Source organism: Bradyrhizobium sp. S69 (genome assembly GCF_009766005.1).
Taxonomy (GTDB): Bacteria; Pseudomonadota; Alphaproteobacteria; order Rhizobiales; family Xanthobacteraceae; genus Bradyrhizobium.
Genome location: NZ_LMUK01000010.1, coordinates 36,525 through 58,374, shown reverse-complemented (window position 1 = coordinate 58,374; position 21,850 = coordinate 36,525). Strand labels below are relative to the sequence as shown.

The window sequence follows — 21,850 nt, the reverse complement described above, 5'->3', positions numbered from 1 at the left end:
GATGCTTACTCCGCCGCCTCACTCGCCCCGCTGCTGCGCTTCTTCCTCGGCGCTTCCGATTTTGCGAGCACCGGCGCCAGAAACTTCCCCGTATAACTCCTTGGCGCCTTGACGATATCTTCCGGCGGGCCCCAGGCGACGATTTCGCCGCCGCCGTCGCCGCCTTCGGGGCCGAGGTCGATGACCCAGTCGGCGGTCTTGATCACCTCGAGATTGTGCTCGATCACCACCACCGTGTTGCCCTGCGATACCAGTTCGTGCAGCACTTCCAGCAGCTTCTTGACGTCGTGGAAATGCAGGCCGGTGGTCGGCTCGTCCAGGATGTAGAGCGTGCGGCCGGTGGCGCGCTTTGACAATTCCTTGGCCAGTTTGACGCGCTGGGCTTCGCCGCCGGACAGGGTCGTGGCCTGCTGGCCGACATGGATGTAGTCGAGCCCGACGCGGTGCAGGGTTTTAAACGTTTCGCGCACGCGCGGCACCGCCTTGAAGAAGTCGGCAGCTTCTTCCACGGTCATGTCGAGCACGTCGGCTATCGACTTGCCCTTGAACAGCACTTCCAGCGTTTCGCGGTTGTAGCGCTTGCCCTTGCAGACGTCGCAGGTGACGTAGACGTCGGGCAAAAAGTGCATTTCGATCTTGATGACGCCGTCGCCCTGGCAGGCCTCGCAGCGGCCGCCTTTGACGTTGAAGGAAAACCGCCCGGGCTCGTAGCCGCGCGCCTTGGCTTCGGGGAGGCCGGCGAACCATTCGCGGATCGGCGTGAACGCGCCGGTGTAGGTCGCGGGATTCGAGCGCGGGGTGCGGCCGATCGGCGACTGGTCGATGTCGATGATCTTGTCGATATGCTCCAGGCCCTCGATGCGGTCATGCGGGGCGGCGCCCTCGCTGGCATTGTTGAGCTTGCGCGCGATCGCCTTGTAGAGCGTATCGATCAACAAGGTCGACTTGCCGCCGCCGGAGACGCCGGTGACGCAGGTGAACAGCCCCAGCGGAATTTCCGCCGAGACGTTTTTCAGATTGTTGCCGCGGGCGTTGATCACCTTGATAGTGCGGCGATGGTTCGGCGGCCGCCGCTCGGGCACCTCGACCGACAATTCGCCGGTGAGGTATTTGCCGGTCAGCGACTTCGGATTGGCCATGACCTCGGCGGGGGTGCCCTGGGCAACGATGTGGCCGCCATGGGTGCCGGCGCCGGGGCCGACATCGACGACATAATCGGCGAGCCGAATGGCGTCCTCGTCATGCTCGACCACGATCACGGTATTGCCGAGATCGCGCAGCCGCTTCAGGGTTTCCAGCAGCCGCGCGTTGTCGCGCTGGTGCAAGCCGATCGAGGGCTCGTCCAGCACATAGAGCACGCCTGTCAGCCCCGAGCCGATCTGCGATGCCAGCCGGATACGCTGGCTTTCGCCGCCAGACAACGTACCGGAGGCGCGCGCCAGGGTCAGGTAATTGAGGCCGACGTCAAGCAGGAACGACAGCCGCTCGCGGATTTCCTTTAGCACCCGTGCGGCGATCTCGTTCTGCTGCGCGTTGAGCACCTTTGGCACGGTCTCGAACCATTCGCCGGCGCGGCGCACCGACAATTCCGAGATCTCGCCGATATGCTTGCCGCCGATCTTGACGCACAACGCTTCCGGCTTCAGCCGGTAGCCGTGGCAGGCGTCGCAGGGCACGTCGGAGAAATATTTTGCCAGCTCCTCGCGCGCCCATTCGCTGTCGGTCTCGCGAAAGCGGCGGTTGATATTGGTGACGACGCCCTCGAACGCCTTCTTGGTGTCGTAGGAGCGCACGCCGTCTTCATAGGAGAATTTAATCTCGTCCTCGCCGGAGCCGTGCAGGATGGCGTTCTGGGTTTTCTTCGCCAGGTCCTTCCATTTGGTGTCCAGCGTGAATTTGTAGAATTTGCCGAGCGCGGTCAGGGTCTGGACATAATAAGGCGATGAGGATTTCGCCCACGGCGCGATCGCGCCCTTGCGCAAGGTCAATTCCTTGTCGGGAATCACGAGGTCTTCGTCGATATGCTGCTCGACGCCGAGACCGCCGCAGGCCGGACACGCGCCATAGGGATTGTTGAAGGAGAACAATCGCGGCTCGATCTCGGGAATGGTGAAGCCGGAAACCGGGCAGGCGAATTTTTCCGAAAACAGAATCCGCTCCGGGCCGCTCTTGTCGTGGATTTTTGCCGTCTTCTTGTCGGGCTTCTTCTCGTCGCCCGTAGCCGCCGGCGCGTCGGCATATTCGATCACCGCGAGGCCCTCGGCGAGTTTTAAGGCCGTCTCGAAGCTTTCCGCCAGCCGTTGGCCGATGTCGGACCGCACCACGATGCGGTCGACCACGACGTCGATGTCGTGCGGGAATTTCTTGTCCAGCGTCGGCGCCTCGGCCAGCTCGTGGAAGGTGCCGTCGATCTTGACCCGCTGAAAACCCTTCTTGAGGTATTCGGCGAGCTCCTTGCGGTACTCGCCCTTGCGGCCGCGCACCACCGGCGCCAGCAGATACAGCCTTGTGCCCTCGGGCAGCGCCAGCACGCGGTCGACCATCTGCGACACGATCTGGCTTTCGATCGGCAGACCCGTCGCTGGCGAATAGGGAACGCCGACCCGCGCCCATAGCAGCCGCATGTAGTCGTAAATCTCGGTCACGGTGCCGACGGTCGAGCGCGGATTTTTCGAGGTGGTCTTCTGCTCGATCGAAATCGCCGGCGACAGGCCGTCGATCTGGTCGACGTCCGGCTTCTGCATCATCTCCAGGAACTGGCGCGCATAGGCCGAGAGCGACTCGACGTAGCGGCGCTGGCCTTCGGCATAGATGGTGTCGAACGCCAGCGACGATTTTCCGGAGCCCGACAGGCCCGTGAACACCACGAGTCTGTCGCGCGGAATCTCGAGGTCGACGTTCTTGAGATTGTGTTCGCGCGCGCCGCGAATGGTTATCGAGCGGAGCGAGCCCGCATTGTTTTGGCGCTTGGCCCTGATCACTTCATCCATAACGGCAATTCCAGACGCGTGCGTGCTAAGGGCGCGCGCTCGGAAGCGTAATCCGAAAGCGGACGCCAATTGGGGTGCGCTCGGAACATAGGAAGAACGTCAAGCAATTTCCAGAGCCGCGTGCAAACCATCAACGGTTTGTTGTAGCCGAGGTTCGAATTGGCAGCAGTTGGCACGGGCAACGTGTCGTTCAACGGGCGTGCGCAACAAAAAAGGCCGGCGCGAGCCGGCCTTTTCGAGATGATCGGCTGTCGCCGAGATCGGTGGTTTTATCAATACTTCATGAGGCCGGGGCCGCCGAAGCGGTAGTTCAGGCGAGCGGTGACCAGATCGGTGTCGCCACCGGTGCTGAACGTGCTGCCGAGCGCAACGCCGGCGGGCGTCGTGAAGGTCCGGTTCTGCTGGTCCATGAAGATATGGTCGTATTCAACACCCACCGACCAATTCGGCGCGAAGCCGACTTCAAGACCCGCACCAACCACCGCACCCCAATTGGTGTTGTCGCCGGTCGACGAGAGCACGGCGCTGGTCGCGTTGGAGGTCACCGAGTAATTGTTGTCGGTAACTGCGGCACCGCCCTTGGCGTAGAGTAGCACGTTGTTCCAGGCATAGCCGATCTGGCCGGTGAACAGGCCGAACGCGTCCAGCTTGGAGTTGTTGTTCAGACCGGGAGCAACAGCGTTGACGCCGGAGCCGGTGAAGTCAGCCCAGTTGCCCTGAGCTTCCAGGCCGAACACCCAGCCGGCGTTCTGCCAGCGGTAGCCGATCTGGCCGCCGACGGTGCCGCCATTGGCGTCGTGGCTGCCGAGCGCAAGACCATTGGTGACGTTGGCGCGGTCGTCGCGGTTCTGGCCCCAGCCGCCGTTGGCGCCGATGTAGAAGCCGCTCCAGTCATAATAGGGCGACACAATCGCGGGGGGCGCCTTGGTGTAAACCGGTCGCGCGGCAAGATCGGCAGCCGAGGCGGGCGCCGACGCCAAGCCCAATGCAACCAATCCAGCGGTACTCAGCAAAAACTTCTTCATTTTGGTTCTCTCCAGTAATTCTGCTTCGTTTGTGCCGAAGCGTTTTCTAGTCAGGCAACGAGTGCGCGAGCCCATCCCATTTCCGAGGCCACTGATATTCGATTTTGAGAAAAAAGCCGTCTCCGAAAAGCAACACTCGTGAACCATTTGCATGTCTGTAAGTTAATGATTTGTTTGGCCTATTTCCTTACGAGCGGAACTTTTTCGGGTCCAAAACCGGGCGATTTTGTGGCGACGCGCGATCAGAATACCGATCGCGATTTCGCGGCGTTTCCGGCGTAAAATCCTGTTCATTTTCGACTGGAACAAAACTGGAACATCTGGCTGGGAAGTGCTATATGTGGATAACCCCGAGTTAGCGGGGGATCGCCGGGCGTGCCGGATCGGCGAGCGTATAGGGTCGGTTATGACAGCGGTGCCGCGGTCGTGATGAAGAGCAAGGACCGGCAAGTCCGGCTCGCACCGGCGCACGCAATAGAACCTACGATCAGTAGAACGCACGATCAGTGCAAGTGCAGTAATTTCGAGAGTGGAGAGCGGTGATGGCGGGAAGTGTGAACAAGGTGATTCTGATCGGCAATCTTGGCGCCGATCCGGAAATCAAGCGGACCCAGGATGGGCGGCCGATCGCCAATTTGCGGATCGCGACATCGGATACCTGGCGCGACAAGGCCACCGGCGAGCGCAAGGAAAAGACCGAGTGGCATCGCGTGGTGATCTTCAGCGAGGGCCTGTGCAAGATCGCCGAGCAGTACCTGAAGAAGGGCGCCAAGGTTTACATTGAAGGTCAGTTGCAGACCCGCAAATGGACCGACCCGCAGGGCGTCGAGAAATACTCGACCGAAGTGGTGCTGCAGAATTTCAACTCGACCCTGACCATGCTCGATGGCCGCAGTGGCGGCGGGAGCGGTGGCGGTTTCGGCGGCGACGATTCCGGCGGCGGCGACTTTGGCTCCAGCGGCCCGTCGAGCTCAAGCGGTTCGTCAAGCGCGCCCCGCCGTGCCGTGGCGGCCGGCGCGCGCAGCAACAGCGACATGGACGACGACATTCCGTTCTGATGCGGCCGGCGTCGAAGCTGAGACAGAACCCGGTAATGGAGGGCGGAGAGCCCTCTGTTACCATTTTCTTTTGTTTCATAGACTTAGGCAAGAAGCCTAAAGCTATGGATTAGATTTGTATCCGTTCATAAAATATTGATTTTACTTATATCTCGGCGCCAACGCGGGATGCCGATCATCCGGGGGGCTTTGCCATGAGTCTGGCGCCATTGCTCAATGCGGCGCCCCAGATACCCCTGCATGCCTTTGCCGCGATGGCGGCCTTTGTGCTCGGCGTCGTCCAGTTGGTGGCGCCAAAGGGCACATTGCCTCACCGGACGCTTGGCTGGATCTGGGTGGCTCTCATGCTCTTCGTCGCCGCGAGCTCGTTCTGGATCCACCAGATCCGGCTGCTTGGCCCGTGGAGCCCGATCCATCTGCTGTCGATCTTCACCCTGATCATCGTTCCGATCGGCGTGTGGCGGGCGCGCCGCCACGATGTCGCCGGTCATCGGCTCACCATGACGCTGACATTCTGCGGCGCGCTCGTCATCGCCGGGTTGTTCACGCTGCTGCCGGGCCGGATCATGCATGCGGTCGTCTTCGGCCAATGAGCTAGCGGGTCTCTTCGTGGTCCGGTGCGAGGGGTTTTTTCGCCTCGAGGTCCCTTGGGAAACCGTATTCGCCGGAGCCGTTCGTTGCAGCGTTTCGGGGGCGGATTCCAGGCCCCCGCAAGGCGCGGTCGCTGACCGCGTAAGTCTCTGGAAAAACGAAGGGAAAAACCGCCCACCCGGCCCGTTAAGGGGTGGTTTGCAAGGCTCCGATACGCTATATGATTCTAAGCAAGAATTGACCGGATTTCCCCTTTGTCTGAGCCTGAAGATAAGCCCCCCGGCGAGCCGCCGAGGCCTTCCGATATTCGTCCCGTATCGATCCTCGACGAGATGAAGCGCTCCTACCTCGATTACGCGATGAGCGTGATCGTGGCGCGGGCGTTGCCGGATGCGCGCGACGGCCTCAAGCCGGTGCATCGGCGCATTCTCTATTCGATGTACGAGCAGGGGCACACGCCGGACAAGAAGTACGTCAAATCGGCGCGCGTGGTCGGCGACGTCATCGGTAAATATCATCCGCACGGCGACCAGTCGATTTACGACGCCATGGTCCGGATGGCGCAGGATTTCTCCATGCGCGTGCCGCTGATCGACGGTCAGGGCAATTTCGGCTCGGTCGACGGCGATCCGCCCGCGGCGTATCGATATACCGAAGCCCGTTTGAGCCGGTCGGCGCTGGAAGTTTTGGGGGATATCGACAAGGACACCGTCGATTTCCAGGCCAATTATGACAATTCCGAAAGCGAACCGTCGGTTCTGCCGGCGAAGTTTCCAAACCTGTTGGTCAATGGCGCCGGCGGCATCGCGGTCGGCATGGCCACCAACATCCCGCCGCACAATCTCGGCGAGGTCATCGATGCCTGCGTGGCGCTGATTGACGACCCCGCGCTCGGCATCGACGAATTGATCAAGATCATCCCGGGGCCGGATTTCCCGACCGGCGGCATCATCCTGGGGCGCCAGGGCATCCGCTCGGCCTATCACCTCGGCCGCGGCTCGATCGTGATGCGCGGCAAGGTCAGGATCGACACCATCCGCAAGGACCGCGAAGCCATCATCATCTCGGAAATTCCCTACCAGGTGAACAAGGCCACCATGGTGGCGCGGATCGGGGAGCTGCACCGCGAGAAAACCATCGAAGGCATCGCCGAGTTGCGCGATGAATCCGACCGCGACGGTTACCGCGTGGTGATCGAGCTCAAGCGCGACGCGGTTCCCGAGGTTGTGCTGAACCAGCTCTATCGGTTTACGCCGCTGCAATCCAATTTCGCTGCGAATATGCTGGCGCTGGATCAGGGCCGGCCGCAGACCATGACCCTGAAGGACTTTCTGACGCTGTTCGTGGCGTTCCGCGAGCAAGTGATCACGCGCCGGACCAAGTTCCTGCTCAACAAGGCGCGCGACCGTGCCCACATTTTGGTGGGTCTTGCGATCGCGGTCGCCAACATCGACGAAGTGATCCGGGTGATCCGGACGTCGCCCGATCCGAACACCGCGCGGGACACCCTGATGTCGCGGGAATGGCCGGCCAGGGACGTCGAGGCGATGATCACGCTGATCGATGATCCCCGGCATCGGATGACTCCGGAGGGAACCGCGAGGCTGTCGCTGGAGCAGGCCAAGGCCATTCTCGAACTGCGGCTGCAGCGTCTTACCGCGCTTGGGCGCGAGGAAATTGCCGAGGAACTCGACAAGCTCGCCCTCGAAATCGCCGACTATCTCGAGATATTGCGCTCGCGTGCCCGGGTGCAGGCGATCGTCAAGGCCGAATTGGCCGAGGTGAAAGCGAAATTTGCCACCCCGCGTCGAACCGAGATTATCGAGCAGGAAAATGAGGTCGAAGACGAAGACCTGATCCAGCGTGAGGACATGGTGGTCACGGTCTCGCATGCCGGTTACGTCAAGCGGGTGCCGCTGTCGGCCTATCGGGCGCAGCGCCGCGGCGGCAAGGGCCGCTCGGGCATGCAGACCCGCGACGAGGATTTCGTCAGCCGGCTGTTCGTGGCCTCGACCCATACGCCGGTGCTGTTCTTCTCGTCGCGCGGCCAGGTCTACAAGGAAAAGGTCTGGCGGCTGCCGGTGGCGCCGCCGAACGGGCGCGGCAAGGCGATGATCAACATCCTGCCGCTGGAGCAGGGTGAGCGGATCACCACCATCATGCCGCTGCCCGAGGATGAGAGCTCCTGGGCCAATCTCGACGTCATGTTCGCGACCACCGGCGGCAATGTCCGCCGCAACAAGCTGTCGGATTTCGTCGATGTCCGCCGTTCCGGCATCATCGCGATGAAGCTCGAGGATGACGAGGCGATCGTCGACGTGCAGATCTGCACGGAACATGACGACGTGCTGCTGACCGCCGCCGGCGGCCAGTGCATCCGTTTCCCCGTCACCGATGTGCGCGTCTTCACCGGCCGCACCTCGATGGGCGTGCGCGGCATTGCGCTGCCCGGCAAGGACACGCTGATCTCGCTGTCGATCCTGCGCCATCTCGAGGCGACCTCGGATGAACGCTCGGCCTACCTGAAGATGCGCCGCGCCGTCGCCGGCGAAGCTACGACCGAGGAGCCGGCGGATGCCGAGGGCGAGGAGATTTCGGGCACGATCCAGCTCTCGCAGGAACGTTACGCGTTCATGTCGGCGCAGGAGCAGGTGGTCTTGACGGTGTCCATCAACGGATACGGCAAGCGCACCTCGTCCTACGAATACCGCACCACCGGACGCGGCGGCAAAGGCATTGTCGCGATGTCGGTCAATAACCGTAACGGCCATCTGGTCGCATCATTCCCGGTCGAGGATTCCGACCAGATCATGCTGGTGACCGACAAGGGGCAGCTTATTCGTTGCCCGGTCGAGGGCATCCGGATCGCCGGCCGCTCCACCCAGGGCGTCATCGTGTTCGATACCGCCGAGGACGAACACGTGGTGTCGGTCGAGCATATCGGCGACGACGGGGAAAACGGCGAGAACGGCAACGGGGGCTAGGCCGAGTTAGCCACCGCCGTCATGGTGAGGAGCGCGGCAACGCCGCGCGTCTTGAACCATGGAGCTTGCAGCCACCCTTCGAGACGCGCTGCTTTCGCCGCGCTCCTCACGCCGCATTCAGAAACCAGTTTCATAAGTCTATACGAATTCAGCCGGCTAATCGCATGGCGAGCTGTCGTTTATATCAAGTCTCGTAAAAGGCGACCGTGCCGGCGTTTCGTTCGGTGAAACCGCACGTGATTGGTCCTGTCCCATTGCGGTTTGCGGCAGGAGAGCCGTCCATGAAACTTCAGACCGCGGCAATCGCATTGCTTTCGCTGATGGCGATGCCCTCGGCCCGCGCAGCGGAAACCACCACCATGATCGGATCAAAACCGATGCTAACGTATGAAGATGTTCGGAAGGTCGCTCCGGCGCTGGAGGCCTACACGCAAAACCGTTTGCTTGGCGATGTCTGGAAACGCCCAGGCCTTGCGCCACGCGACCGCAGCATCATCACCTTGGCAGCCCTGATCGCCCGCAATCAGACGATCGAGATGCCATATCATTTCAATCTTGCGCTCGATAACGGTGTGAAGCCGCGCGAGATTTCGGAGATCATCACCCACCTGGCCTTCTACGCCGGCTGGGCCAATGCGATGTCGGCGGTCGCTGTGGCCAAGGAGGTCTTTGCGGCCCGTCACATTGGTGCCGATCAGCTTCCGGCCGCTGCCGTGACGCTGCTGCCGATCGACGAGGCCGCCGAGGCACAGCGCGCCACGTTCGTCCAGCAACAGTTTGGTACGGCCTTTCCCGGCGTCGTGCAGTACACCACCGACGTGCTGTTCCGCGATTTGTGGCTGCGCCCGGACCTTGCGCCCAGGGACCGGAGTCTGGTCACCATCAGCGCGTTGATCGCGAATGGGCAAACAGCGCAGCTTACGCCGCACCTCAACAGGGCGATGGATAATGGCCTGACCCAGACCGAGGCCTCGGAGGCCATCACGCAACTGGCCTTCTATGTCGGCTGGCCAAACGTCTTTTCGGCGATGCCCGTCGCGAAGGATGTCTTCGCAAAGCGCCCCCGTTAAATCCGGGTTCAACGCGTGCAGATCGAACGAGAAAACTCATGCGGCCGGCTTGGCCGCCCCGAGCAGATTGCAAGCGCCGTGTTTTGGGTCTGCGGATCGGCTGCGCGGTATCTCAATTGCGGTGGCGTAGCGCTTCGACAAGCAGCGCAAAGGCGGCGGAGGGCTGGCGCCGGCTTGGGTAGTAGAGGTGGTAGCCCGGATATCGAGGGCACCAATCCTCGAGCACCCGTTTGAGGCGGCCCTTGCTGAGGTGCGGTTGCACCAGGCCTTCCGGCAGATAGGTCAGGCCCAGACCTCCCAGCGCCGCGTGGAGCATTTGCGTGGTGGTGTTGAAGATCAGTTGACCTTCAACGCGCACCTTGAGTTCGCGCGAGCCCTTTTCGAACTCCCAGGCGTATAACCCGCCATGGGTGGGAAGACGAAGATTGATGCAGTTGTGCTCCACCAGGTCCGGCGGCTTCGTCGGTTCCGACCGGCTCCGGAAGTAGGAGGGAGCGCCAACCACAGCCATGCGCGAGTCGGGTCCGATGCGCACCGCAATCATGTCCTTGGCCACCTGTTCGCCGTCCCGTACGCCGGCATCGAAACGCTGCGCCACGATATCAGCCAGGCCGTAGTCGCTGATGATCTCGATCTTGATATCCGGATATTCGTGCAGGAGCTTGGTAAGTTTCGGCAGGAGAACGGCGTTGGTGGCGTATTCGGTCGCCGTGATGCGGATGGTGCCGGAGGGTTTTTCCCGAAGCTCGCTTAAAGCGGCGAGTTCCTCCTCGATCTCCCCGAGCCGCGGACCCACATGACGCAACAGGCGCTCGCCCGCAACCGTCGGCGACACACTTCGCGTCGTGCGCGTCAGCAGGCGCAGCTTGAGACGCGCCTCAAGCTCCTTGATGGTGTAGCTGAGCGCGGACTGCGAAACGCCGAGTTTCGCAGCCGCTTTCGTAAAGCTGCCCTCGCGGGCGACGATCAGGAAGGCCGAGAGGTCGTCGAGATTTCCGCGCTGCATTTATCGAGCCTCTTTATAAGTCCATGCCGATTATAGCGGCTAATCTATATAGCTGCGCGCGCTAAATTGAGCCCAGTTATTGGCTCCAAAACCCCACGAAGCAAACGGAGTTCGGCAGATGGATCGATCGGACATCCGCTCCGGCGTTGCGGAAGCGATACGACGCAGGCGCGGCGCGTGGTGATGCGGAGGAGCGTGCTCTTGGCCGCGGCGGGATCGGTGGTGCTGGCATCCGCGGTCTTTGCAGGAGTTCGGGGAGTGAATGACTTAACGATGAGAAGGAGTGGAACAATGGATATCAAACGCAACGGCTCGCGACCTTCCGGCAAGGGCCCCGAGGCATGGTTCACTGGCACGGTCCGCGTGGATCCGCTGTTCCAGGTGGGCGACCCGACACGCATCAGCGGTGGCCAAGTAACCTTCGAAGCCGGTGCCCGCACCATGTGGCACACCCACCCGCTCGGCCAAACCCTCATCGTCACCTCCGGCCTTGGCTGGGTGCAGTGCGAGGGTGGGCCGATCGAGGAAATCCGTCCCGGCGACGTCATCTGGTTTCCGCCCGGCGAGAAGCACTGGCATGGCGCGACCGCGACGACCGCGATGACCCATATCGCCATTACGGAATCGCTCGACGGCAACAACGTCGACTGGATGGAAAAGGTCAGCGACGAGCAATACCGCAAATGAGTTCGTGCGCTGGGTGCACGCCGATGCAGACAAATCAACAGGAGAGATATCCATGAACATTTCATTCGAGGGAAAGGTCGCTCTGGTGACGGGCGCTGCGTCTGGACTAGGCTTGGCCACGGCGAAGGCTTTCGCGGAATCCGGCGCGGCGGTGGCGCTGGCCGATTGGAACGAGAGCGCCGTGCGTACCGCGGCCGACGAACTGACCGCCCAAGGCTACAAAGCCATCGCCATCCGCTGCGATGTCGCTGATGACGCGCAGGTCGAAGCCATGGTCGCGCGGACCGTCGAAGCCTTTGGCCAACTCGATGCCGCCTATAACAATGCGGGCGTTCAAAACGTCCTCGCAGAGACTGCCGATACCACACGTGAGGATTACGACCGCGTCATGGGGATCAATCTGCGCGGCCAATGGAGCTGCATGAAATTCGAGTTGCAGCAGATGCGCAAACAAGGAAGTGGCGAGATCGTCAATTGTTCGTCGCTCGGCGGCCTTGTCGGAGGTGCCGAGCGCGGAATTTACCACGCCGCCAAGCACGGCGTGCTGGGGTTCACCAAGAGTGCGGCTCTCGAATATGCCGCACGCGGCATCCGTATCAATGCCGTTTGCCCTGGGCTCATTGAGACGCCGATGTCCGATCAGATGGTTGCGGCCGGTCAAGGCGATGCGCTCAAGGCCATGGAAAAGAGTATTCCCCTCGGCCGCGTCGGCCGCCCCGGGGAGATTGCGAATGCCGTTCTGTGGCTTTGCAGTGAAGCTGCGAGCTACGTCACCGGTCAGTCCATCTCGGTGGACGGCGGCTTCATCATGCGATGAAGAAGGGCGAGCATGGCCATCCGGGGAGCCGTTCTTTCCGTTTTATCGCGATACCCAGGCCCCCCGGGTGTGGGAAAGCACCCCGGCATCACTGACGTTTGCCCAAACGCCGCCGGCCATAAGCATCACGGCGACAGTCATTCCAAGAATGGTGTTCATCTCAGCAACTCCGTGCTGGACTCACAAATCTTGCCAACTCGAATCGTTCCCGCCATTTGGTAAGCGAAATAAAAAAGTCGCGCTGCCTGAGGAACGCATCGTGGAGTCCAGACATGCTCAGGCTGAGCCTCCGGGTTCGTGCTGGCGCGCATGCCGGATGACGCGCTGCTGCCGCAGCGCTCCTCCGTCAAGATATCCCAGACGTCATCCTGAGGAGCGGCGTCTTCGCCGCGTCTCGAAGGATGGCCGCACGCACTGCGCTGAACACCATCCTTCGAGGCGCGCCGAAAATGGCGCGCACCTCAGGATGACGGCGTCGATTGCTTCACGGGATGAGGCTCGTCGGTTGGGACGCCTGATCCGCCCTAAATCTCGATCTCCGTGCCGAACTCCACCACCTGCTTGGTCGGCACGCCGAAGAACGCGGCGGAGCGTTCGGCGTTGCGTTGCAGGAAGGCGAAGACGTTTTCGCGCCATAGCCACATGCCCGGAATGTCCTCGCTCGGGATGATGGTCTCGCGGCCGATGTAATAGGTGATGTCGGTCAGATCGATGCCGGACAGCTTGCCCTGCTGGCAGGCCAGAACCAGGCCCTGATAGATCGTCGGATATTGCATGAAACCGTAATGCAGGATGACTCGGGTAATGCCCGGGATCACCTCGATCACCTCGGCGCGATCCGCTTCCGGGATGCGCGGGGCTTCCGCGATCAGGACGGTGACCAGCACCACGCGCTGGTGCAGGCAGTGGTTATGCTTGACGAACTGCGTCAGCGCCAGCGGCACGCCGTTCGGGGCCGAGGCCAGGAACACCGCGGTGCCGGACAGCCGGGCGTGGCATTTGTCGACCGCGGTCTCGATCAGATCCTCTTCGGGCTGGCGTAATTTACCGCGGGCGCCTTCGACCAGTTTGACACCGCTGCGCCAGGTCAGCATCAAAAACGCCACCGCGCCGGCGAGCAGCAGCGGAAACCAGCCGCCCTCGAACAGCTTGGTCGAGTTCGCGGCAAAGAAAATGCAATCGATGACCAGGAAAAACCCGTTCACGGCGATGACGATAACGGGCGAATAGCCCCATTGGATCGCCACCAAAGCGGCCAGCAAGGTCGTGATCGCCATCAACAGCGACACCGCGATGCCGTAGGCGCCGGCCAGCGCATCCGATGTGCCGAAGCCGAGCACCGCGCCAAGTGTCGCTGCCGCCAATAGCCAGTTCACCAGCGGCACATAAATCTGCCCGATGGAGTCGCTGGTGGTGTGGGTAATGCGCATCCGCGGCAGGAAGCCGAGCTGGATCGACTGCTGGGTCAGCGAAAACACGCCTGAAATAATGGCCTGCGAGGCAATCACGGTGGCAAGCGTGGCCATCGCAATCAGCGGATATTGCGCCCAGTCCGGCGCGAGCTGATAGAACGGGTTATCGATCGCGGTCATATCCGTGATCAGCAATCCCGCTTGCCCGAAATAATTCAGCACCAAAGCGGGCAGGGCGATCGCGAACCATGCCAGCCGGATCGGATTGCGGCCGAAATGCCCCATGTCGGCGTACATCGCCTCGCCGCCGGTGACCGCGAGAAAGGCCGCGCCTAAAATGGCAAAGCTGACGCGAAAATCCTGGTGGATCAGGAAGTCGAACGCATAAAGCGGGCTCAACGCGGCAAGCACCGCCGGCGCCTTGACGATGCCGTGAATGCCGAGCGCCGCGAGAATGGCGAACCAGCCGAGCATGACCGGTCCGAAGATTTTTCCGATGAAGCCGGTGCCTTGCTTCTGCATCATAAACAAGCCGATCAGGATGACGATGGTCAGCGGCACCACAAGGGGGGTTAGCGCCGGCGCGTCGACCTTGAGGCCTTCGATCGCGCTCAGCACCGAGATCGCCGGCGTGATGGCGCCGTCGCCATAGAGCAGCGCGGCGCCGATCAGGCCGACGATCAGCAATTGCGCGCGCCAGGTCCCGGGCTGGGCATTGCGCGCCGAAAGCAGCGCCAGCAATGCGACGATGCCGCCTTCGCCGCGGTTGTCGGCGCGCATGATCAGAGCTGCGTATTTGATCGAAATGATCAGGATCAGCGCCCAGAGGATCAGCGACGCCACCCCGAGGATGGCCTCCGGCGTCAGCGCCCCGCCATGGGCGGCGGCCTTGACCGCTTCCTTGAGCGCATAAAGCGGACTGGTGCCGATATCGCCATAGACGACGCCGAGTGCGCCGATCGTGGCGGTCATGGGTAACGCGCTGAATGTGGTGTGGTTTGCGACGGGCGTGGCGGTCACGGGCTGCTCCCCAGATCGAGCGCGGCTGCCGGCGAGATCGCGGCGGCTGCACGGTCAGAGGTCAGTCTGCGTCGCCAGTTCTAAAATTGCCAATTCTAAAGTTGCCAAGTCCAAGATTGCGCCCAAGATTGCGCCCAAGTTTGCCTTGGCGTAAATCACGATGGGATAGCCTTTGCGACCCAAACAGCACGCCTTACGGCATGCGGTTGGCGGTCACCAGGCGGGCTTCCCGAACCACCGAAACCTTGGTGCCGGCCGTGCGCAGGCAGGACGCCTCGAAATTGGGCCAGGCTTGCTGGGAGCAGTCGCGGCCAACCGGGCGAATGTCGAGCCGGTCGGCCTTGGCGAGGGCCTGCGGCACGCTCGCTTCGACCGTGGGCGCAAATCCCGGAAGAACGGTAAGGGCGGCGGCGATAAAGGCAGCAATCGTGATAGCGGAAAGAGCTTTGATCATGACGGTCCCCTGTCATGGGCCGTTTCGGCCCGTCGTTTCGTTAACGCTGTGATACCCACCGGCCGTTTCGGGATGTCTTCGCTGGCGGCGAAAATGGTTTCGTCCCACCCGAGTTTTGTTTCGTCGCCCCGTCAGGGACGAAACATGCGGCCTGCCCAGAAAGACGCGCGGACCCCCGAAGTGGTTCATTTACCGGCCTGAAATAAAAAACCGGCGTTTGGCCCGGGTTTCGGGAACCAACGCGCCTTGCGAGGCCGCCCGGGCCGGGGTAGAGGGGTTTATGCCCCGTATCGCGCTCTACCCAGGCTCCTTCGACCCCGTCACCAATGGCCATCTCGACGTGGTCCGCCACGCCGTCGGCCTGTGCGACCGGCTGGTGGTGGCCATTGGCGTCCATCCCGGCAAAAAACCGCTGTTTTCGGTCGAAGAGCGCCTCGCCATGGTGGCGGCGGTTTTCGCCCCGATCGCCGGCCAGGCCGGATGTGCCTTCGAAGCCACCACCTACGACAATCTCACTGTCACGGCGGCGCAAAAGATCGGCGCTACCGTGATGATTCGCGGCCTTCGCGATGGCACCGATCTCGATTACGAAATGCAAATCGCGGGCATGAACGAGACCATGGCGCCGGAGGTACATACCGTATTCGTTCCGGCCTCGGTTGCCGTTCGCCCGATCACCGCCACACTGGTACGCCAAATCGCGGCCATGGGCGGCGATGTCTCGGCGTTCGTGCCGCCATCGGTCGCCGCCAGCCTGAAAGCCAAACTCGCCTGATCGCACGTTCGTTCGCGAACCGGGAACCGGTTTCGCGGTGACCCGCGCAACACCAACCGTTCTTCCTCATAACCCGACCCGGAGTTCTCATGATCCGAATTCTTGCCGTCCTTGCCGCGCTGGTCTGCGCGGCCCCCGTGATGGCCCAGTCGCTGCCGGCCAACCTCGACAAGGCCAACGCGATCGTCATCGACACCACCAAAGGCCGCGTCGTCATCAAGCTGCGCGCCGACCTCGCGCCCAAGCATGCCGAGCGCATCAAGCTTCTGGCGCGGGACGGCTACTACAACAACGTGCCGTTCCACCGCGTCATCGAAGGCTTCATGGCACAGACCGGCGACGGCAAGAATTTCAACGGCACCGGCGGCTCGAAATATCCGAACCTGCCGTCGGAGTTCTCCAGCGTGCCGTTCAAGCGCGGTATCGTCGGCATGGCGCGCACCAGCGATCCCAACTCGGCGAATTCCCAGTTCTTTATCATGTTCAACGACGGCCCATCGTTGAACGGCCAGTATACCGTGATCGGCGAAGTGGTCGCGGGCATGGATGTGGTGGACAAACTCAAGCGCGGCGAGCCGGTCGCCGATCCCGACAAGATGGTGAAGGTGCAAGTCGCATCCGACATCAAGTGAGGCATTGCCATGCTGCGTCGCAGGCCGATGGTCTGGTTCGCCGCAGCATGGCTGTCGTCGGGTTCGGTCGTGTCGGCGCAAACCGCGCCCGATCAGGTCGACAACATCAAGCAGGTGTTCGCAAAACTGGGCACCTGCTGGCGACCGCCGCCGCCGTCGCAAGCCAATCCGTCCATCGAAATCACCGTCATCGTCAGCTTCAGGCGCGACGGCACTATCCTAGGCCACCCGAAAATTACCTATGAATCCGAGCAGGCCACCGACAATGACCGCCTGATCTACCGCATCGCCGTGATGGAGACGTTGCAACGCTGCACGCCGATGCCATTTACCGAGGCAATGGCGGGCGCCGTGGCGGGTCGTCCTTTCGCGGTCAAGTTCCACAATCGCAGACCTCCACCCCAACCCATGGAGAAAAGAGCATGGCAGTTACAGAGAATACTTTGATCCTTGAAACCACCCAGGGACCCGTGACCATCGAGATGCGGCCCGATCTGGCGCCCGGCCACGTCGCCAGGATCAAGGAATTGGTGCGCGAAGGCTTTTACGACGGCATCGTGTTCCACCGTGTGATCGACGGCTTCATGGCGCAAACCGGCTGTCCGCAGGGCACCGGCACCGGCGGCTCCGGCAAGAAGCTGAAGGCCGAATTCAACAAGGAGCCGCATGTGCGCGGCACCACCTCGATGGCGCGTGCCGCGAGCCCGGATTCCGGCGACAGCCAGTTCTTCATCTGCTTCGACGATGCTTCCTTCCTCAACAACCAGTACACGGTCTGGGGCAAGGTGATCGAAGGCATGGACAACGTCGACAAGATCAAGCGCGGCGAGCCGGTCAAGAATCCGGACAAGATCGTCAAGGCGCACATGGCCGCCGACGCGGCGGAGTAGAGTAGCTTCCGGTCGCAAGCCTGTTCACCTCTCCCCGCTGGGGAGAGGTCGCTCGCGAAGCGAGCGGGTGAGGGGACTTTACGCTCCCTGGTAGTCCAAACGCCCTCACCCGGAGCCTTCGCTACGCTCAGTCTCCGACCTCTCCCCGCCGGGGAGAGGTGAGGACCGCGCCCTGCAATGGCTCGGCTCATAGGCACAAAGCGCCATGCGCACCGATCTCTTCGACTTCGAACTTCCCGCTGAAAATATCGCGCTGCGGCCGGCCAGCCCGCGCGACTCCGCGCGGCTGCTCGTGGTGCAGCCCGGCGACGTGCTGCGCGACCAGTTCATTGCCGACCTGCCGAAATGGCTGGAGCCGGGCGATCAACTGGTGGTCAACGACACCAAGGTGATCTCGGCCCAACTCAAGGGCCGCCGCATCGGCCGCGAGACCGAGCCGAAGATCGAGGCGACGCTGATCAAGCGGCTCGACGGTTCGCGCTGGCAGGCCTTGGTGAAGCCGGCCAAGAAGCTTGCGCCGGGCGATGTGGTCCGTTTTGGCAATGAGGGCAGGGTGTGCCTGCTCGGCCATCTCGACGCCGAGGTCGAGGCCAAGGGCAGCGACGGCGAAGTCACGCTGTCGTTTTCGTTTCACGGGCCCGCGCTCGACCAGGCCATCTCCGATCTCGGGTCGCCGCCGTTGCCGCCTTACATCGCCTCCAAGCGCACGCCCGACGATCAGGACACCGCCGATTACCAGACCATGTTCGCGGTCAATGAGGGCGCGGTCGCGGCCCCCACGGCGGGGCTGCATTTCACGCCGGCTCTGGAGACCGCGCTGCGCGGCCATGGCGTCGGCCTTCACCGGCTGACCCTGCATGTCGGGGCAGGGACGTTCCTCCCCGTGAAGGTGGACGAGACCAGCGAGCACCGGATGCACGCCGAATGGGGCTGCATCTCCGCGCAGACCGCGACCGCGCTGAACGCGGCCCGCGCCAACGGCGGCCGTATCGTTGCGGTCGGCACCACCTCGATGCGGCTACTGGAAAGTGCCACGGCCGACGACGGCACCATCCAGCCGTTTTCGGACGAAACCTCGATCTTCATCACGCCCGGCTATCGCTTTCGCGCGGTGGATATTTTGCTGACCAATTTCCATTTGCCGCGCTCGACGCTGTTCATGCTGGTCTCGGCGTTCTCCGGCCTCGACAGCATGAAACAGGCCTATGCCCACGCGATCGCCAACGGCTACCGGTTTTATTCCTACGGTGATGCCTGCCTTTTGTTTCGCGCGCCCGCGTGAAGCCAGCCTCGTTATCCTGATAACGCTGGTGTAGGAGAGTAGCCGCGGTTGAGCCTCACGACTGCGCCGGACGCGCAGTCCCCGATTTGACGATGTTTGGCTCACTAAGTCGTCCCGGCGAACCGCGCTTGAATCGTAGAAATCGTAGGGTGGGCAAAGGCGCGCTTTCGCCGTGCCCACCACCTTCGTGCCGAATTTGCCCTGGTGGGCACGGGGAGCCTGTCATCGGGCGCGCATTCGCGCGACCCGGTGGCTTTGCCCACCCTACGAATTCACCTCACGCGATCGCGCGCTCCGGCAACAACTCCGCGATCTGGATGGCATTCAACGCCGCGCCCTTCAGGAGCTGGTCCGCCGACACGAACATCGAGATCGAATGACCGCTCGTGTCGCTCAGATCCTTCCTGATACGGCCGACCAGCACGTCGTCCTGGCCTGACGCGTCGACCGGCATCGGGAAATAGTTTTTGGCCCGGTCGTCCACGATCCGGACGCCCGGCGCCGTCGACAGGATCGCGCGCACCTCGTGCTCCGAGATCGGCCGTTCGCATTCGAAGGTGATGGCTTCGCAATGCGCGCGCAGCACCGGTACCCGCACGCAGGTCACGCCGATCGCGATGCGCTCGTCCTCGAAGATCTTCCGGGTCTCCTTGATGACCTTTGTCTCTTCGTCGTTGTAGCCGGTCTCGGGGTCAATAGCGGTATTGTGGCTGAACAGGTTGAAGGCGTAGGGATGCGGCATCACCTTCGGCGGGTAGGCCTCGCCGTTGAGGCTGGCGCGCGTCGATTCCACCAGTTCGGCCATCGCCGCGGCACCTGCGCCACTGGCCGCCTGATAGGTCGACAGGATCAGGCGCTTGATGCGGTTGACGCGGTGGATCGGCCACAGCGGCACCAGCGCGGTGATCGCCGAGCAATTCGGAACCGCGATGATGCCCTTGTGTTCGCGGATGCGGTGCGCGTTGATCTCCGGGATCACCAACGGCACGTCGGGATCCATCCGGAACGCCGACGAATTGTCGATCACGACGGCGCCGGCCTTTACCGCCGCGGGCGAGAATTTTCGGGAGATGCCGCCGCCGGCCGAGAACAGCGCGATGTCGACACCGTCGAACGAGCGCTCGGTGAGCTCCTCGATCACGATCCTCTCGCCGCGGAAATCGACGGTCTTGCCGGCCGAGCGTGCGCTCGCCAACGCCTTCAATTTCCCGACCGGAAATCGGCGTCTGTCCATGGTGGCGATGAATTCGGCGCCGACCGCGCCGGTCACGCCGGCAATGGCAACAACGAGATCGTTCTTCACGGGTGTGTCTCCAGTTATTTGAACAGCAGGCAATAAAAAAGCCCCGGACCTTTTCAGGCGGGGCTTCGGTTCAGATGATGCGATCGTTCGACTACGCGCGCACGGCTCCCGAGCCCCCGGAGGGTGCTTTGGTTTTTGCGGTGCGTTTGGTGGTCGTATTCATGGCGCGGAGCTTATGCGGCAGGCCCTCGCCGGCGTCAATGGCTTTTGGCGGCAAAATCGCCCTCAACAAGGTTGAACAGGGAGCCCTTGTTACGCAATAAGCTGACGCATGAGCGTACCCAACCATTTCGAACTGGCCGCGACCGACGGCCTGGCCCGCACCGGCCGGCTGACGACGCCGCATGGCGCCGTGCGCACACCCGCCTTCATGCCGGTCGGCACGGCGGGCGCGATGAAGGGCATGCATTGGCGCGAGGTGCGCGATGCCGGCGCCGATATCGTGCTCGGCAACACCTATCATCTGATGCTGCGGCCCGGGGCCGAACGGATCGCGACGCTGGGCGGCCTGCAGACCTTTACGCGCTGGGGCGGTCCGATGCTGACCGATTCCGGCGGCTTCCAGGTGATGTCGCTGTCGGAGTTGCGCAAGGTCACCGAAAAGGCCGTTACCTTCCGCTCGCATATCGACGGCGCCAAAATCGAGCTGTCGCCGGAGCGCTCCATCGAGGTGCAGCGGCTGCTCGGCTCCGACATCGCGATGCAAATGGATGAATGCGTGCGGCTGCCGGCAGAGCCCGCCGAGATCGAGCGCGCGATGCAATTGTCGTTGCGCTGGGCCGAACGCAGCAAGCGCGCCTTCGAGACCGCGCCAGAGGGCTACATGCTGTTCGGCATCGTCCAGGGCGGCGACGTCGCCGGCCTGCGCCACGCCAGCGCGCGAGGTCTGATCGAGATCGGATTTCACGGCTACGCGATCGGCGGCCTTGCGGTCGGTGAACCCCAGGCGGTGATGCTGGCGATGATCGAGGAGGTCGCGCCGATCCTGCCGCCGGACCGGCCGCGCTATTTGATGGGCGTCGGCACGCCCGACGACATGCTGGAAGCGGTCGCGCGCGGCGTCGACATGTTCGATTGTGTGATGCCGACCCGCAACGGCCGTCACGGCATGGCGTTCACGCGGTTTGGCCAGATCAATCTGCGCAACGCGCGCCATGCCGACGATCCGCGACCGCTTGACGAGGAAAGCAATTGGCCGTCGACCTCAGGCTATTCGCGTGCCTATCTGCATCACCTGGTGCGTTCGGGCGAGACGCTGGGGGCGATGTTGCTGTCGGAGATCAACATCGCTTATTACCAACGATTGATGCACGACATCAGGGATGCGATCGCGCACGGTAATTTCGCCGAGTTTCGCGAGCGCACACGCGCCGGATGGGCGCAAGGCGACATCGCGCCGCGCTAAGATTCAGCAAAAACCGGAACATTGGCCGCGAAGCCTAGTTACAGACCAAGCGCTTCAGCGCGTGTTTGGTGACGAAACCATAACCGCAGGTGTCACAGGTCCAGAGATAGCTGATCAAATTGTCTGAGAGGTAGGCTGATGCTTCCGCTGCGATCATGGAATCCGCGCAGACAGGGCAGGTCGGCAGGTCACTTCCACGCGGGCCGGGTTGAGCCGGGACGGTCGACAGGACTTCAGCAAGTGCTGGCATCGTGACCTCCTTTGCGATCTGAACCTAGCGTCACCGTACACCGGTTTGTTTGAAGATGTCGCAACACAAATGCGTTGGTTTTACGTTATTTAGGTAGGTTCAAATCTGGTGGCGTGGCGTCGGACTTGTTCGTGGCTTTTTGCAATGCAGCGACAGTGTGACGTTTTGATTTCGCAAATTTGCACTGCAGCGTGCGACA

General features: G+C 62.3%; 19 protein-coding genes. 12 read left to right on the top strand and 7 right to left on the bottom strand.

Annotated elements, in window-relative coordinates; all coding sequences use genetic code 11:
• Positions 1 to 5: 5 nt before the first annotated feature.
• Both uvrA and GSQ88_RS03470 read right to left on the bottom strand, forming a co-directional pair.
• Positions 6 to 2,990 (bottom strand): excinuclease ABC subunit UvrA, encoded by a 2,985-nt coding sequence (gene uvrA / locus GSQ88_RS03475; RefSeq protein ID WP_159005993.1) that lies wholly within the window; start codon positions 2,988 to 2,990, stop codon positions 6 to 8.
• 272 nt (positions 2,991 to 3,262) lie between these two features.
• Entirely contained in the window at positions 3,263 to 4,015 is a 753-nt protein-coding gene (locus GSQ88_RS03470; protein WP_159005992.1) for an outer membrane protein, read from the bottom strand.
• Between the two features lie 542 nt (positions 4,016 to 4,557).
• Here GSQ88_RS03470 and GSQ88_RS03465 point away from each other — a divergent pair.
• The 4 genes from GSQ88_RS03465 (at position 4,558) to GSQ88_RS03450 (ending at position 9,718) form a co-directional block, all read left to right on the top strand.
• On the top strand, positions 4,558 to 5,073 hold the full coding sequence (locus GSQ88_RS03465; protein ID WP_159005991.1) for a single-stranded DNA-binding protein: 516 nt from the start codon (positions 4,558 to 4,560) through the stop codon (positions 5,071 to 5,073).
• A 194-nt stretch (positions 5,074 to 5,267) separates the two neighbouring features.
• Positions 5,268 to 5,666, top strand: a complete 399-nt coding sequence (locus tag GSQ88_RS03460; RefSeq protein ID WP_159005990.1) for a DUF2306 domain-containing protein — start codon at positions 5,268 to 5,270, stop codon at positions 5,664 to 5,666.
• Between the two features lie 252 nt (positions 5,667 to 5,918).
• On the top strand, positions 5,919 to 8,648 hold the full coding sequence (gene gyrA, locus GSQ88_RS03455) for a DNA gyrase subunit A (protein ID WP_159005989.1): 2,730 nt from the start codon (positions 5,919 to 5,921) through the stop codon (positions 8,646 to 8,648).
• 281 nt (positions 8,649 to 8,929) lie between these two features.
• Entirely contained in the window at positions 8,930 to 9,718 is a 789-nt protein-coding gene (locus GSQ88_RS03450) for a carboxymuconolactone decarboxylase family protein (RefSeq protein ID WP_159006103.1), read from the top strand.
• A gap of 112 nt (positions 9,719 to 9,830) precedes the next feature.
• On the opposite strand, the gene GSQ88_RS03445 is transcribed toward GSQ88_RS03450, so the two are convergent.
• On the bottom strand, positions 9,831 to 10,724 hold the full coding sequence (locus GSQ88_RS03445) for a LysR family transcriptional regulator (protein ID WP_159005988.1): 894 nt from the start codon (positions 10,722 to 10,724) through the stop codon (positions 9,831 to 9,833).
• Between the two features lie 291 nt (positions 10,725 to 11,015).
• On the opposite strand from GSQ88_RS03445, the gene GSQ88_RS03440 reads away from it, so the two are divergent.
• Positions 11,016 to 11,411 (top strand): (R)-mandelonitrile lyase, encoded by a 396-nt coding sequence (locus tag GSQ88_RS03440; RefSeq protein ID WP_210253732.1) that lies wholly within the window; start codon positions 11,016 to 11,018, stop codon positions 11,409 to 11,411.
• 52 nt (positions 11,412 to 11,463) lie between these two features.
• Entirely contained in the window at positions 11,464 to 12,228 is a 765-nt protein-coding gene (locus tag GSQ88_RS03435; RefSeq protein WP_159006101.1) for an SDR family NAD(P)-dependent oxidoreductase, read from the top strand.
• A gap of 524 nt (positions 12,229 to 12,752) precedes the next feature.
• Here GSQ88_RS03435 and GSQ88_RS03430 read toward each other — a convergent pair.
• Complete coding sequence (locus tag GSQ88_RS03430; protein ID WP_159006100.1) at positions 12,753 to 14,612, bottom strand: potassium transporter Kup; 1,860 nt, start codon at positions 14,610 to 14,612, stop codon at positions 12,753 to 12,755.
• A gap of 241 nt (positions 14,613 to 14,853) precedes the next feature.
• The gene (locus GSQ88_RS03425; protein ID WP_159005987.1) at positions 14,854 to 15,114 is read right to left on the bottom strand and encodes a hypothetical protein; all 261 of its coding nucleotides are present in this window, start codon (positions 15,112 to 15,114) and stop codon (positions 14,854 to 14,856) included.
• Positions 15,115 to 15,394: 280 nt separating this feature from the next.
• Here GSQ88_RS03425 and coaD point away from each other — a divergent pair, with 280 nt between their 5' ends.
• From coaD to queA, 5 genes are all read left to right on the top strand, one after another.
• Complete coding sequence (gene coaD / locus GSQ88_RS03420; RefSeq protein ID WP_159005986.1) at positions 15,395 to 15,889, top strand: pantetheine-phosphate adenylyltransferase; 495 nt, start codon at positions 15,395 to 15,397, stop codon at positions 15,887 to 15,889.
• 89 nt (positions 15,890 to 15,978) lie between these two features.
• Positions 15,979 to 16,521 carry a peptidylprolyl isomerase gene (locus tag GSQ88_RS03415; RefSeq protein ID WP_159005985.1) on the top strand — a complete coding sequence of 181 codons (543 nt, stop codon included), beginning with the start codon at positions 15,979 to 15,981 and terminating at the stop codon, positions 16,519 to 16,521.
• A gap of 9 nt (positions 16,522 to 16,530) precedes the next feature.
• Positions 16,531 to 16,968 carry a UCP034077 family protein gene (locus GSQ88_RS03410; protein ID WP_159005984.1) on the top strand — a complete coding sequence of 146 codons (438 nt, stop codon included), beginning with the start codon at positions 16,531 to 16,533 and terminating at the stop codon, positions 16,966 to 16,968.
• On the top strand, positions 16,944 to 17,411 hold the full coding sequence (locus tag GSQ88_RS03405; RefSeq protein WP_159005983.1) for a peptidylprolyl isomerase: 468 nt from the start codon (positions 16,944 to 16,946) through the stop codon (positions 17,409 to 17,411). Before GSQ88_RS03410 ends, GSQ88_RS03405 begins: the two co-directional genes overlap by 25 nt.
• 205 nt (positions 17,412 to 17,616) lie before the next feature.
• A complete protein-coding gene (gene queA, locus GSQ88_RS03400) occupies positions 17,617 to 18,693 on the top strand; it encodes a tRNA preQ1(34) S-adenosylmethionine ribosyltransferase-isomerase QueA (protein ID WP_159005982.1) in 1,077 nt (358 codons plus the stop codon).
• Between the two features lie 277 nt (positions 18,694 to 18,970).
• Here the strand turns inward: queA and GSQ88_RS03395 are convergent, their stop codons facing one another.
• Positions 18,971 to 19,996, bottom strand: coding sequence for an aspartate-semialdehyde dehydrogenase (locus GSQ88_RS03395; RefSeq protein ID WP_159005981.1), 1,026 nt, complete (start codon positions 19,994 to 19,996; stop codon positions 18,971 to 18,973).
• A gap of 271 nt (positions 19,997 to 20,267) precedes the next feature.
• On the opposite strand from GSQ88_RS03395, the gene tgt reads away from it, so the two are divergent.
• Positions 20,268 to 21,401, top strand: a complete 1,134-nt coding sequence (tgt, locus tag GSQ88_RS03390; RefSeq protein WP_159005980.1) for a tRNA guanosine(34) transglycosylase Tgt — start codon at positions 20,268 to 20,270, stop codon at positions 21,399 to 21,401.
• Positions 21,402 to 21,435: 34 nt separating this feature from the next.
• Here the strand turns inward: tgt and GSQ88_RS03385 are convergent, their stop codons facing one another.
• Positions 21,436 to 21,651 (bottom strand): hypothetical protein, encoded by a 216-nt coding sequence (locus GSQ88_RS03385; protein WP_159005979.1) that lies wholly within the window; start codon positions 21,649 to 21,651, stop codon positions 21,436 to 21,438.
• Positions 21,652 to 21,850 lie beyond the last annotated feature (199 nt).

Excerpts from the sequence above, each read along its gene's own strand:
- uvrA (WP_159005993.1), bottom strand. The coding sequence starts at position 2,990 with ATGGATGAAGTGATCAGGGCCAAGCGCCAAAACAATGCGGGCTCGCTC.
- GSQ88_RS03470 (WP_159005992.1), bottom strand. The coding sequence starts at position 4,015 with ATGAAGAAGTTTTTGCTGAGTACCGCTGGATTGGTTGCATTGGGCTTG.
- GSQ88_RS03465 (WP_159005991.1), top strand. The coding sequence starts at position 4,558 with ATGGCGGGAAGTGTGAACAAGGTGATTCTGATCGGCAATCTTGGCGCC.
- GSQ88_RS03460 (WP_159005990.1), top strand. The coding sequence starts at position 5,268 with ATGAGTCTGGCGCCATTGCTCAATGCGGCGCCCCAGATACCCCTGCAT.
- GSQ88_RS03450 (WP_159006103.1), top strand. The coding sequence starts at position 8,930 with ATGAAACTTCAGACCGCGGCAATCGCATTGCTTTCGCTGATGGCGATG.
- GSQ88_RS03445 (WP_159005988.1), bottom strand. The coding sequence starts at position 10,724 with ATGCAGCGCGGAAATCTCGACGACCTCTCGGCCTTCCTGATCGTCGCC.
- GSQ88_RS03440 (WP_210253732.1), top strand. The coding sequence starts at position 11,016 with ATGGATATCAAACGCAACGGCTCGCGACCTTCCGGCAAGGGCCCCGAG.
- GSQ88_RS03435 (WP_159006101.1), top strand. The coding sequence starts at position 11,464 with ATGAACATTTCATTCGAGGGAAAGGTCGCTCTGGTGACGGGCGCTGCG.
- GSQ88_RS03430 (WP_159006100.1), bottom strand. The coding sequence starts at position 14,612 with ATGACCGCCACGATCGGCGCACTCGGCGTCGTCTATGGCGATATCGGC.
- GSQ88_RS03425 (WP_159005987.1), bottom strand. The coding sequence starts at position 15,114 with ATGATCAAAGCTCTTTCCGCTATCACGATTGCTGCCTTTATCGCCGCC.
- coaD (WP_159005986.1), top strand. The coding sequence starts at position 15,395 with ATGCCCCGTATCGCGCTCTACCCAGGCTCCTTCGACCCCGTCACCAAT.
- GSQ88_RS03415 (WP_159005985.1), top strand. The coding sequence starts at position 15,979 with ATGATCCGAATTCTTGCCGTCCTTGCCGCGCTGGTCTGCGCGGCCCCC.
- GSQ88_RS03410 (WP_159005984.1), top strand. The coding sequence starts at position 16,531 with ATGCTGCGTCGCAGGCCGATGGTCTGGTTCGCCGCAGCATGGCTGTCG.
- GSQ88_RS03405 (WP_159005983.1), top strand. The coding sequence starts at position 16,944 with ATGGCAGTTACAGAGAATACTTTGATCCTTGAAACCACCCAGGGACCC.
- queA (WP_159005982.1), top strand. The coding sequence starts at position 17,617 with ATGCGCACCGATCTCTTCGACTTCGAACTTCCCGCTGAAAATATCGCG.
- tgt (WP_159005980.1), top strand. The coding sequence starts at position 20,268 with ATGAGCGTACCCAACCATTTCGAACTGGCCGCGACCGACGGCCTGGCC.
- GSQ88_RS03385 (WP_159005979.1), bottom strand. The coding sequence starts at position 21,651 with ATGCCAGCACTTGCTGAAGTCCTGTCGACCGTCCCGGCTCAACCCGGC.